This window comes from Mesorhizobium sp. M7A.F.Ca.US.008.03.1.1 (assembly GCF_003997495.1).
Classification (GTDB): domain Bacteria; phylum Pseudomonadota; class Alphaproteobacteria; order Rhizobiales; family Rhizobiaceae; genus Mesorhizobium.
In genome coordinates this window covers 56,865-69,554 of sequence record NZ_RZRU01000016.1, presented here as the reverse complement: position 1 = coordinate 69,554, position 12,690 = coordinate 56,865, and the positions used below count along the sequence as shown (strand labels likewise).

Here is a 12,690-nt window from a genome sequence, read left to right as displayed (position 1 = left end):
TCTCCCCTGTCGCCGTCACTTGCCTGCCTTCGGCTTTTCGACATGGCCGCCGAAGGCATAGCGCATGGCGGACAGCAGCTTGTCGGCGAATTCGGATTCGCCTTGCGAGGAGAAGCGGTCGAACAGAGCCGAGGACAGAACCGGGGCCGGCACGCCGGTGTCGATCGCCGCCTTCAGCGTCCAGCGGCCTTCGCCGGAATCCGAGACGCGGCCGCCGAAATTCACCAGGCCCGGATCGCTTTTCAAGGCGCCGGCAGTCAGGTCGAGCAGCCAGGAGCCGATGACGCTGCCATGCCGCCAGACCTCGGCCACCTGGGGAAGGTCGATATCGAACTGGTAGTATTGCGGGTTTTCCAGCGGACTGGTCTCGGCGTCCGCCGTCCGTTGCCGCTTGCCGGCATTGGCCGACTTCAGGATGTTCATGCCTTCGGCATAGGCGGCCATGACGCCATATTCGATGCCGTTGTGCACCATCTTGACGAAGTGGCCGGCGCCGCTCGGTCCGCAATGCAGATAGCCGAAGGGCGCGGTCCCGGCATCCCTGGGCGGATTGGAGCCGGCATCGGCGCCCGGCGCCAGCGTGGCGAAGACCGAATCGAGGTGCTGCACCGCCACGTCGGGACCGCCGATCATCAGGCAGTAGCCACGCTCCAGGCCCCAGACGCCGCCACTGGTGCCGACGTCGACAAGATGGATGCCCTTGCCAGCCAGTTTCGCGGCCTGGTCGACGGCGTCGTGGTAATAGGAATTGCCGCCGTCGATGACGATGTCGCCGGGCTCCATCAGGGCCGCCACCTGGTCGATGATCCTGCCGGTGATGGCCGCCGGCAGCATCAGCCACACACAACGCGGCTTGGCCAGCTTGCCGACGAATTCCTCCAGTGAAGCCGCCCCTAGCGCGCCGTCGGTCACCAGGGCCGCGACGCTGGCCGGGTTGATGTCATAGACGATGCATTCATGGCCGTCGCGCATCAGGCGCCGGACCATGTTGGCGCCCATCCGGCCCAGTCCCATCATTCCGATCTGCATGGTTTCGTCCCTGTTTCCTAATAGATTTGCGGGGTTTATCGAGGGAAGGTCTACTAGCTGTCCTGGTCGCCTGATATGACGGAGAAGTCGACATTCTCCCAATCGCCGGTCCCCGGCCAGAAAAAAGTGAAGGTCAGCATGCTTCCCTCGGGGAGGCTTGCTGCGGGCAGATCGGCAAGATGGATGCCGAAAGCATTCTCTGCCGTCTGGCTGTCATGGACGGTTGCCCAGTTGTCGGTGCTCCAATGGACTGTAGCCCGGTCCAACAATTCGACACGCAGCGTCTTGCCCGCCGGCATGGTGCGGATCTTGTTGTTGAACCGCCAGGTTCTGAACGGCGATACGGTCTTGTCCTCGATATAGCGCTTGACGCCTTGCGGCGGCATGTCGAAGACCGCGCCGTCGCGCAGCGAGCGCAGCAGCTTGATATGCTCCGAATGCGCCCAGACCAGCGGCATGGCGCTGCCCGAGGGGCGGCCCTGCAGCAGTTCGCGTTCCGGCAGATCGGCGCCGTCCCAGACCTGCTCGGGCAACAGGCCGCCTGGGCCTGCGGACCTTTCAAGCGTCGCCAGCAGGCTGGCCGCGCTTTCCTTGCGCCCCGCTGCCAGCTCATAGTGGGCGCGTTCGCCGGCCAGCAGCGGCCAGGGGCGACCCTGGCCGGTGCCATCGAAAGGTGCGCCGTCTTCGTGCTCGCCATAGCCGTCGCTGTTGTAGCGATACCAGAGCGGCCCTTGCGGTAACTCGCAGCGCAATTGCGCGTCGATGACCTTGACTGTGCCGACGATGCGCGGGTCGTCGGCTGCCCGCAGACCGAAGCGGACAAGTGCCAGCGCATCCGGGCTGACGATTTCCTCGGCCGGCCGGTCGGTGTCGCCGGGAGGCCGGTTCTTGATCGGGACGTAGCCGTCCTTCGGCGAACCGGCCTCGGCGCTGTCGGGCGGCGCGATGCGGACATAGTAGCCTTCGACGCCGACTTGACTGCAGATCGCCGTGCCGGTGACGTAGGTCCAGTGCTCGACCTGGTCGTTCCAGACGTCTGATGTCTCGCGCAGATAGGCCGCGGCGTCCTGCTTGCCGCAAGCGGCGAGCAGGTCTGCCGCGGCAAGCAGTGCGGCGATTTCGACCGCGAGCGTGAACGGGCTGTAACCGGCATCTTCTTCCCAGCGGTCTTCGCCCGTGACCGGCCCATTGCGCACGACATAGCCGGCGGCGTTCTCGATCATCGGCAGGAAGGTCATGAGCCTGGCGCGCGGCAAATGGCCGGCGCGGTGCAAAGCATCGGCCAGCAGCAGCGGAAAGGCGCATTCGTCCATCTGGATGCCTGGCCAATAGGCCGATCCGTCGAGCCAGGCGTTCTGCGGCCAGTGGCCGTCCGGCTGCTGGATGGACCTGAGGTAATCGAGGATTTGCAGGGCCGAGGCAGCATCGCCGGTAGCAAGAAAGCCGCCGGCCGTCTCGGCCAGATCGCGCGGCCAGACCAGATGGTAGCCGCCGAGGTCGTCGTCACCCTTGTTGAACCCCCACGGGATCGACAGGCTGGCGACCACGGCGCCCGGTGTGGCGATCGACCGGTGCGTCGCCAGTACCGCCGTCGAGACGCGATAGAAGTTGATTCCGGGCACCGCGTGCCGGTCCAGCGGCAGCAAGCCTTTTTGCCAATTGCGCCAGTTCTGGAGGTAGGATTTCGCCGCGGGTTCAAAACCCTGCTTCAGGCTGGCGAAAGCGTGTTCCGCGGCCTCGTCGGGCGTTGAGCCAAATCCCAGCGCCAGCAAAGCCTTGGTCTCGGTCGCGGAAAAGCCGATCTCGCCCGTCAGCGCGACATTGCCGTCCTCGGCCCGCTGGTATGCAGCATCGAGCTCGCCTGTGTTGTGGAGTTGCTGCCAGCCGTCGGAAAAGCCGACATAGCCGGCCGAACCGGTTCGCCAGGGCAGCGACGAGGCCAGCGCCAGGCAAGAGCCGCGCCCCGAGGCGAACAGCACGGGCTTTCCCTCGTGCTCGCCGACCCAGGCGGTGTTGCCCATGCCGGCATTGACCAGATGCGGCGCCAGAAGCGCGTAGACGCGGTAGTCACCGGGCACCCCTTTCAGCGCCGTGAAGGTGATTTCCTGCAGCAGCGCCGGGCGCGCCGGGTCGGCGAGGATGCGCTTTTCTATCCGCCAGGCGCCGTCGCTCGCCGTGTTGACCAGCCGGTAGGCGGGCACGCCGTCCTCGAACGGTTCGATCGTATGCACGGCATCGCGTTTCTCTTCCGAGAAATAGCCGCCGGGGCCGGTGACGATCAAGCCGAGGTCGCGGGTGCAGGCGCTGTCGACGCGCGGATAGTAGATTTCGTTGAGGATGCCGTGGCTGATCGTGAACCAGATCCGGCCGGCCGGCGAAAGCGACGTTCCGACGCCACTCTTGGCGCTTGATGTCCAGCGCGCCGGGATTCCCGGGGCGCCCGGAGCAACGTTTTGCGTCACTGCCATTCTGTTTCGGTCTCCTGGCCTCCTCCCTAGACCAGGACACGAACCCTTTACAATCATTGCACCGCAAGTTGATCGGGCGGGGCGGCAGGGCAACGAATTCGGCCTGACGGGTTCCTTCGGAGCCTCCGCCTGCGCTGACGGAGCATCAAACGAAAAACCCGCCTGTGCGGCGGGTCACCGGCGCAAATCAGCACCATGGAGGAATATGTACCATAGCTGAGGGCACGGAGTCAAGAAAAAATTCCTATTGCTGCACAAAAGCTGCCGACATCGCCGGGCTGTCGTCAGGTCTTTTGTCAAGCTGGGCGCGCAGCCCTATGGCCAACGGCGCCGTCGTTGACAGCGGCGGCGGCATGCGTCCACTATTTCCCGGCACGGGAGGATCGTGAAAGCAATGGCGGAAGTGTCCCTGGTCCTGATCGACCGGCTGCTGGCGATATCGCGGGCGCTTGCCGGCCATATCGATCCCGGCACGGCGTTCCGCGCGACAGCCATCGAGATCGGCTCGCTCATTCCGCACGACCACATGGATCTGGCGGTACTGTCGCATGATGGCCGCCGGCACGCCTGTTACGAAGCCGGCTTCCACACCAGCTGGAGCGAGCTTGCCCAGCATCCGCTGCCGACCGAAGTCAGCCCGATCCGCTCGGTGCTGTGGGGCGAAGTCCCCTATCTGCTCGCCGACGATGCGTTGAGCGACGAGCGGTTCCATTTCGCCACCGCCATCGACGGGCCGATCTTCGCCGCCAGGTTGCGCAGCCGCATCGTCGTGGCGCTCAGGGCGCGCGGCGGCATCATCGGCGCGCTCAACATCAGCCGGCACGAGGTCGACTGCTACACGCTTGCCGATGTCGCGGTCGCCCAGCAATGCGCCGACCTGATCGCGCCCTACATCTTCGCGCTGATCCAGACCGAGGAGGCGCGCCGCGCCATGCTGGCCGAGAGCGAGGCGCGCAACCGCGTCGAGCTGCTGCGCGTCGGCGCCTCGCAACTGACGGAAGGCATGGAGCGCGAACGCCGGCGCATGGCCATGGACCTGCACGACCAGACGCTTGCCGATCTCGCCCGCATAGCCCGCCAGCTTTCGGCCCTTCGCGGCCAGGGCGTGGCGCGGGCGGCGCAGCTTGCCGATCTCGAAAAGGAGGTCGCCGCCTGCCTGACGGAACTGCGCCACATCGTCGACGACATGCGGCCGAGCGTGCTCGAACTGTTCGGGCTGCGCGACGCGGTCGAGGCGCATCTCAACCGCAGCGTCGCCAGGGCCAAGCCGCCGATCGCCGTGCGCATCGCCGACACCAGCGACGGCGGCGCCGACAGCCTGTCCGAGCCTGTCCGCACCGCACTCTACCGGATCGTGCAGGAAGCGATCAACAATGCCGTTCGCCATGCCGCGCCGCACCGCATCGATGTGCTGCTGGCGTCGACCGCGAGCGTGCTGCGGGTGATCGTGACGGATGACGGCCAGGGCTGCGGCGCCGTCGACCCGGCCGCGTATGGCGGCATCGGCCATATGCACACGCGGGCAGCTCTTATCGGGGCTCGGCTGCGTATCGGCCAGGCCGGCCGCAAGAACGGCGGCACCCGTGTCGTCGTCGAGATCGACCGCCAGCCGTCGCGAGAATTGGCGGCGGCTGCAGCGGTGCCTGGCGAACTCGCCGTATCGGAGGCCATGTGATGCTTGTGATGATCGCCGAGAATGACGGGCTGCACCGTAGCTTCGCGCGGCGAACGGTGGAGCAGTTGTGGCCCGGCGACGTCGAGGTGATCGAAGCGAGCGACGGCGAGGACGCCATCCACCTGGCGGCCGAACGCGAGCCACTGCATGTCGTGCTCGATTTGCAGATGCCGAAGGCGACGGGAATCGAAGTTGCCAAGGCGATCTGGAACCGTCGCGCCGGCACGCACATCCTGTTCTGGTCGAATTTCGCCGACGAAGCCTATGTGCGCGGCGTGGCGCGCATCGTGCCGCCCGGCTCTGTCTACGGCTACGTGCTCAAATCGGCGACGGAGGAAGGCATGCGGTCCGCCCTGCGCGGCGTTTTCCGCGAAGGTCACTGCATCATCGACCGCGAGATCCGCGGCATCCAGCACCGCGTGCAGGACAAGTTCGAGGGCATCACCGACGGCGAATATGAGAGCCTGATCGACATCGCGCTCGGCCTGACCGACCGGGCGATCGCGGCGCGGCGCGGCCTGTCGATCCGTGGCGCGCAGAGCCGCATCAAGCATTGCTACGACAAGCTCGGCATCGTGCCGGCGGAGGACGGCGCCAGCGATGCTTCGGTGTTCAACTCACGGACGCGGGCGATCTATCTCGCCATGGCGCGTGGCCTGATCAACATCGACGCACTGCGCCGCGAACAGGACCGGCTCGACGCCTGGCTGGCCGAGCACTGAAACAGCGGCCACAACCCGGAACATCGGAAGGTCCGGCGCATTGCTAGTGAACGCCAACTCAATGCCTGCGGACTCGAAGTGCGACCCTCATTTGCAGATTCATGGCACCTGGTGCGTGAAAGCGTCGTCGGCTTCATCGACGACAATGCTCTTAGTCATGGTGCGGCGATGGCCTTTTATGCCGCCACCTCGCTGGCGCCGATCCTGCTGATCGTGGTTGCGATTGCTGGCCTCGTCTTCGGCCACGATGCCGCACAATTGGCCTTGTCCGCGCAGTTATCAGGGCTGATGGGACCGGAAAGCGCCGATCTCCTCAAGACGGCCCTGGAAAGTGCATCCGGCAGGCTGTACGGCACCTGGGCCGCAATCATAGGGCTGATCACCTTGCTGGTGGCCGCGTCTGGCGTCTTCGGCGAGATGCAGCAGTCGTTGAACACAATCTGGAAGATCGAACCGCAAGGCAATTCCCTGTCGCGTCTGGTGCGGGCACGGGCCGCCAGTCTGGGATTGGTGGCCGCACTCGGGTTCCTGTTGCTGGTCTCTCTCATCGCAAGCGCTGCGATTTCGGCACTGGGCGCTTTCATCAACGCCCATCTGCCGTTCGGAACGATCATACTCAGCGGGATCAATGGCGTCGTTTCGTTTGCGCTTATCTCCGTGATGTTTGCCGCCATTTACAAAATTTTGCCCGATCGAACCCTGGAATGGCGCGATGTGGGGATTGGCGCTGTCGGGACCGCGGCCCTGTTCACATTGGGAAAATCGCTTATCGGCTGGTATATCGGCACTAGCGCGATTGCGTCTTCGTATGGCGCCGCCGGCGGCCTGCTCGTCATATTGCTCTGGGTTTACTACTCGTCGGAAATTTTCCTTCTCGGTGCCGAGTTCACGCGCGCCTATTCCGTTCGGCACGGCAGCCGGTCCGATCTGAAAACCGTGGTTCATAGCCCTCTGCCCACGCAGCACGACTCATTTCGCGCAGGGCAAAAGTCCAACTCTGCCGGCGTGGTCGTGCTCGTGGCGGTGGCGTGCGCGAGCGCAACCTTGACCGCGCTTTTGCGGAGTGTTCGCCGGTCCTGATCTGACGTCGCCGCTATCCTATGCTCGATAGGCACGGCCGACTGTGCAAACGCACAGTCGGCCGTGCGCTTTGACCCGTATCGCCTCGGCGGCGCCGCAACTACGCTCGACCCCAACAAGAAGACATATCGGGGAAGCGTTCATGCCATTCGCCACCATGCGGATTCGCGCCGCCGGGAGCCTGTGATGTCGGTGCCGGCGCGCACCCGCCATTCCGGCCTGGACGACGTTGTCGGCGACGCGACCATCGAGACGCTGGCGAGCGGCTTCGGCTTCCTCGAGGGCCCGGTCTGGCACCCTTACGAAAAATGGCTCGTCTTCTCCGACATTCCGGAAAGCCGGATGTATCGCCGCAATGCCGAAGGCGAGATCGAACTGTTTCGCGAGCCGAGCCACAAGGCCAATGGCAACACGCTGGACCGGCAGGGGCGGCTGGTCACCTGCGAGCATGCGACGAGCCGTGTGACCCGCGCCGAGCCCAACGGCAGCGTGACCGTGCTTGCCACACACCATCAGGGCAAGCAGCTCAACAGCCCGAACGACATTGTCGTCGCCACCGGCGGATCGATCTACTTCACCGATCCGGGCTATGGCCGGAGGGAATTCTATGGCGTGCCACGCTCTCAGGACCTGCCATTCCAGGGCGTCTACCGCATCGATGGCGACGGCGCCCGGCTGACATTGCTGGCCGACGATTTCGGGCAGCCGAACGGGCTGTGCTTTTCGCTGGACGAGTCGCGGCTGTTCATCAACGACACCGAACGCGGGCACATCAGGGTGTTCGGCGTCGAAGCCAATGGCGACCTCAATGGCGGCGCGGTGTGGGCAGCAGTAACCGAGGGCGAGGGGCCGGGAGCGCCCGACGGCATGAAGATCGACAGCCGCGGCAATCTTTACTGCACCGGCCCGGGCGGCATCCACATTTTCGATGCGTCGGGCGCCATTCTTGGCGTCATCCGGACGCCCGAGGATTGCGCGAATTTCACCTTCGGCGACGACGATTTGCAAAGCCTCTACATTACCGCATCGACGTCGCTGTACCGGCTCAGGGTGCGCGTGCCGGGATTGAGACTGTTTTGAGCTCGCGACAATCCGTGCTCAAATCAGATTGGGAGTGAGGCCGGGGTCAAAGCCGGTGGGAATGCAGCAGTCAACACATCTGGGAGGATAACGACATGAAGAAACTGTTCGTTCTGGGCGCTCTGGCGGCAATGCTCGCCTCGGGCACGGCACTGGCCGACACCAGTGGCAAGAAGATTGCTTTTTCCAACAATTATGCCGGCAATTCCTGGCGGCAGGCGATGCTCGACAGCTATGGCATCGTCACCAAGAAGGCGGTCGCCGACAAGGTCGTCGGCGCGGCCGACATCTTCACCACCGCCGACAAGGAAGTGCCGACGCAAGCGGCGCAGGTGCAGAACCTGATCCTGCAGGGCTATGACGCGATCGTCATCAACGCTGCCTCGCCGGATGCGCTCAACGGCGCCATCAAGCAGGCCTGCGATGCCGGCATTGTCGTCGTCTCCTTCGATGGCACCGTGACCGAGCCTTGCGCCTACCGCGTCGTCGTCGACTTCAAGGACATGGGCAAGCAGGAAGTCGAGCAGATGGCCAAGTTCCAGCCCAAAGGCGGCAATCTGCTGGAAATCCGCGGCCTTGCCGGCACCTCGATCGACGATGCCATCCATGCCGGCATCCTCGAAGGTGTCGCCGCTCATCCCGAGTTCAAGATCGTCGGTTCGGTGACCGGCGACTGGGACCAGACCACGGCGCAGAAGGCAGTGGCAACCATCCTGCCGTCGCTGCCCGACATCGTCGGCGTCGTCGACCAGGGCGGTGACGGTTACGGCGCGGCACAGGCCTTCGCCGCCGCCGGCAAGCCGCGCCCGACCATCATCATGGGCAACCGCCAGGACGAGCTGCAGTGGTGGAAGGAACAGAAGGAAAAGGACGGCTACCAGACCTGGTCGGCCTCGATCGCGCCCGGCGTGTCGTCGCTCGCCTTCTGGGTGGCACAGCAGGTGCTCGATGGCCGCACCGACATCCCGCACGATCTGCTGGTGCCGTATCTGGCCTTCACCCAGGACGATTTCGAGGCCGAGCTGCCGAAGATCCCCAAGGGCGGCGTCGCCAGCCACGAATACACGCAGGAAGATGCCATCGCAGCTATCAAAGCCAACATCAAGTGAATGTCGGCCAAGCGTTGCCGTCCGTATAGCCAAGCGAGTATCGTTGAGCATGCCTGAAGGGAACGCTGACATCATCAGACTGAACGGCGCCGAAAAACATTTCGGCGCCGTTCGCGCGCTGGGTGGCGTGGATTTTCACGTCGGACCCGGCGAATGCGTCGGCCTCGTTGGCCACAATGGCGCCGGTAAGTCGACGCTGATGCACATGGTGGCGGGCACGCTGGTGCCCGACAGCGGGCAGATCGGCGTGCATGGCGACACCGAGGACAATTACTCGGTGTCGCGGGCGCAGCAGCTCGGCATACGCTGCGTGTTCCAGGAACTGTCGCTTTGTCCCAATCTCAGCGTCGCCGAGAACACGCGCATCAACCATGCTTCGCTGCGCGGGTTTGGCTGGCGGCGCAAGGCGGCGGAGCTGATCGCCGCCAAGCTCGACGAGATTTTTCCGGGTCATAGCATCTCGGCGTCGGACATTGTCGGCGACCTGTCGATCGGCCGACGCCAGATGGTGGAGGTGGCGCGCGCCTTCACGGTCACCCAGGATCGTCTCGACCTCGTCATCCTCGACGAGCCGACATCGTCGCTCGACGCGCATACGGCAGGCCAATTGCTGGCCTTCGTGCGTCGCTTCGTTGCCGGCGGCAAAAGCTGCATCCTGATCTCGCATGTGCTGGGCGAGGTGCTGCGCAACGCCGACCGCATCGTGGTGATGCGCGACGGTAAGGTGGTTGTCGCTGACGCCGCCAGTGCCTTCGACCGCGACCGGCTGGTGACGGCGATGGGCGGCGCGGAAGCGCGCCAGAAGATCGCTGCGCAAATCGCTGCCGCCAAGCCCGCCGCCAGTCCGCTGCGGGTCCGGGCGCGGCCCGCCGCGCAGAAGGACGGCACCGACCTCGTCGCCTGCGCCGGTGAGATCATCGGCCTTGCCGGGTTGGCTGGCCACGGCCAGACCGATTTGCTGCTGGCGATCTTCACTGCTGCATCGCGCGCCCGGGCCGGTATCGAGGTGACCGCGCCGGTGGCGTTGGTCGCCGGCGACCGCCAGTCGGACGGCATCTTTCCGCAATGGTCGATTGCTGAGAACATCGGCATCCGCTCGCTGGCGCGGCTGCGCAGCGGGCTGCTGATCTCGCCGCAGCGCGAGGCCGAGCTTGCTGCATTCTGGCAGAAGAAGATCGGCATCCGCACGCCTGATATGAACAACAACATTTTCTCGCTGTCGGGCGGCAACCAGCAGAAGGCGCTGTTTGCGCGTGCGCTCGGCTCGGATGCACAGATCGTGCTGATGGACGACCCGATGCGCGGCGTCGACATCGGCACCAAACTGGAGGTCTACGACCTCGTGCGCGAGGAGGCCGCCCGAGGCCGCACCTTCCTCTGGTACACCACGGAAACCGAAGAGCTCGACAATTGCGACCACATCTATGTCTTCAAGAACGGCCGCATTGTCGCCAATCTGGGTCGCGACGAGTTGACCGAAGAGAAGATCATCCAGTCCTCCTTCGGCGATGCGGCCTGAGATGACGACCGCCAGCCTCGACACCGCCGCCAGGACTTCCGCCGAACGTGGCGCGCTGGCCCGTGCCCGCCTGTTGCGCGGACTGCTGCCGGCGCTGTCGCTGGCGCTGGTGCTGCTCGCCATCGCCTGGCTCAACCCGCGCGCCATCAGCTATTTCGGCTTCAGCCTGATGCTGAATCTGGCAATCCCGATCGCGTTGGCGACGATCGCGCAGATGTTCGTCATTGCCGGAAACGAGCTCGACCTGTCGATCGGCACCTTCGTCGGCTTCGTCGGCTGCGTCACTGCGACCTGGCTGAAGGACGCGCCGCTCATCGGTGCCGCCATCCTGCTCGGATCGATCGGCGTCTATGCGCTGCTCGGCGCGCTGATCCATCTGCGCAACCTGCCTTCCATCGTGGTGACGCTCGGCATGAGCTTCGTCTGGCAGGGGCTCGCCATTCTCGTCTTGCCCAAACCGGGCGGCAAGGCGCCGGACTGGCTGCTCGGGCTGATGGCGTTCAAGCCGCCTTTCGTGCCGTTCCCGATCATTGCGGCACTGGTGATCGGCCTCATTGTCCATTTCGGCCTGATGCGCACCTCCTATGGCGTGATCCTGCGCGGCTCGGGCGGCAATCCGGCGGCACTCGGCCGCGCCGGCTGGTCGCTGCTCAAGACCAAGATCGTGCTGTTTGCGCTCGCCGGCCTGTTCGGCGTGCTGTCGGGCATGGCGCTGATCGGCATCACCACCTCGGCCGATGCCAATATCGGCAATGGCTACACGCTGCTGGCGATCGCCGGCGTCATCCTGGGCGGCGGCGAATTCGTCGGCGGACGGGTGTCGCCGATAGGTGCTGTGATCGGCGCGCTGACGCTGGCGCTGGCCGCCTCGCCGCTGCTCACCTTCATGCACATCCCGCCCGACTGGCAGGTGGCCGCCAACGGCGCCATCCTGATCATCGTGCTGGCGGCGCGGGTGTTGATCAGCCGCAGGGAGAGGTGAGCGATGACATCGGTGAAATCGCTGCTCACCAAACCCTGGATCTGGTCGTTCATTGGCGCGCTTCTGGTGTGGCTGGCGACGATCGCCTTCACCGGCGGCTATGGCGCAGGGGGCATGGTGACCGCGGCCCTGTCGCTGGCGGTGTTCACGGTCATTGTCGGCGTCGGCCAGATGTTCGTCATCACGCTCGGCCCCGGCAATGTCGACCTGTCGCTGCCGGCCAATATCGGCCTTGCCAGCGCTGTCGCGATGAAGGTGATGGACGGCAACGACTCGATGATCGTGGTCGGGCTGCTGGCGGCGCTTGCCTGTGGCGCTGCGGTCGGCGCCGTCAACTATCTGCTGATCTGGGCGCTGCGCATTCCGCCGATCATCGCCACGCTTTCGGCCAGCTTCATCATCCAGTCGATCGACATCAGCTATGGCCGCGGGCTGCAGATCAAGCCGCCGCCGGGCTTCGCCGATTTCGCCAACTGGCAGGTGCTGGGCATTCCGGTGCTGGCGATCCTCACCGTGCTGTTCACCATCGGTGCGGCCATTGCCCTGCAGCGCATGATCTTTGGCCGCTCGGTGCTGGCGATCGGCCAGAACATCCGCGCCGCGTGGCTGGCCGGCGTCAATGTCGGCCGCATCCGCTTCCTCACCTACACCCTGTCGGGCGCACTCGGCGGCATCGACGGCGCGCTGCTCGCCGGCTATTTCCGTGGCGCCAATGTCGATATCGGCAATGAGTATCTGCTGGCTTCGATCGCCGTCGTTGTCATCGGCGGCACGTCGGTCGCCGGCGGCAAGGCCAACGTGCCGGGCGTGTGGGGCGCGGCGCTGTTTCTGGTGCTGCTGCTGACCATGCTCAACACCTTCGGCGTCAGCGCCGGCGTGCGATTGCTGCTGACGGGGCTGATCATTGTCGGGGTGATCACGGCGGCGGGCGGACAGAAGGCACTGCGCTGACTACGTAGCTGTGCAGCTTGCAATGTAGGATGGCGACGCTGGCGGGACAGCACCCCCCTCTGGCCTGCCGGCCAT

The 12,690-nt window shown here is 65.1% G+C and carries 10 protein-coding genes; 8 read left to right on the top strand and 2 right to left on the bottom strand.

Translation table 11 applies throughout. From position 1 onward, the window contains the following. Positions 1-15 precede the first annotated feature (15 nt). Both gnd and EOA16_RS21415 read right to left on the bottom strand, forming a co-directional pair. Positions 16-1,029, bottom strand: coding sequence for a phosphogluconate dehydrogenase (NAD(+)-dependent, decarboxylating) (gnd, locus tag EOA16_RS21420; protein ID WP_127260050.1), 1,014 nt, complete (start codon positions 1,027-1,029; stop codon positions 16-18). A gap of 53 nt (positions 1,030-1,082) precedes the next feature. Continuing rightward, positions 1,083-3,497 carry a glucan 1,4-alpha-glucosidase gene (locus EOA16_RS21415; RefSeq protein ID WP_127260049.1) on the bottom strand — a complete coding sequence of 805 codons (2,415 nt, stop codon included), beginning with the start codon at positions 3,495-3,497 and terminating at the stop codon, positions 1,083-1,085. Between the two features lie 394 nt (positions 3,498-3,891). Between EOA16_RS21415 and EOA16_RS21410 the strand changes: the two genes are divergently transcribed. From EOA16_RS21410 to EOA16_RS21375, 8 genes are all read left to right on the top strand, one after another. After that, positions 3,892-5,172, top strand: a complete 1,281-nt coding sequence (locus EOA16_RS21410; RefSeq protein ID WP_127260048.1) for a histidine kinase — start codon at positions 3,892-3,894, stop codon at positions 5,170-5,172. After that, a complete protein-coding gene (locus EOA16_RS21405) occupies positions 5,172-5,894 on the top strand; it encodes a response regulator transcription factor (RefSeq protein WP_127260047.1) in 723 nt (240 codons plus the stop codon). Before EOA16_RS21410 ends, EOA16_RS21405 begins: the two co-directional genes overlap by 1 nt. A gap of 78 nt (positions 5,895-5,972) precedes the next feature. After that, on the top strand, positions 5,973-6,974 hold the full coding sequence (locus EOA16_RS21400; protein ID WP_127260046.1) for a YihY/virulence factor BrkB family protein: 1,002 nt from the start codon (positions 5,973-5,975) through the stop codon (positions 6,972-6,974). Positions 6,975-7,160: 186 nt separating this feature from the next. Beyond that, a complete protein-coding gene (locus tag EOA16_RS21395) occupies positions 7,161-8,054 on the top strand; it encodes an SMP-30/gluconolactonase/LRE family protein (RefSeq protein ID WP_127260045.1) in 894 nt (297 codons plus the stop codon). Between the two features lie 95 nt (positions 8,055-8,149). Next, positions 8,150-9,163 (top strand): ABC transporter substrate-binding protein, encoded by a 1,014-nt coding sequence (locus EOA16_RS21390; RefSeq protein ID WP_127260044.1) that lies wholly within the window; start codon positions 8,150-8,152, stop codon positions 9,161-9,163. Positions 9,164-9,212: 49 nt separating this feature from the next. After that, positions 9,213-10,682 (top strand): sugar ABC transporter ATP-binding protein, encoded by a 1,470-nt coding sequence (locus EOA16_RS21385; RefSeq protein ID WP_127260043.1) that lies wholly within the window; start codon positions 9,213-9,215, stop codon positions 10,680-10,682. Position 10,683: 1 nt separating this feature from the next. Next, a complete protein-coding gene (locus EOA16_RS21380) occupies positions 10,684-11,664 on the top strand; it encodes an ABC transporter permease (RefSeq protein WP_164754347.1) in 981 nt (326 codons plus the stop codon). A 3-nt stretch (positions 11,665-11,667) separates the two neighbouring features. Then, a complete protein-coding gene (locus EOA16_RS21375) occupies positions 11,668-12,615 on the top strand; it encodes an ABC transporter permease (protein ID WP_127260041.1) in 948 nt (315 codons plus the stop codon). Positions 12,616-12,690 lie beyond the last annotated feature (75 nt).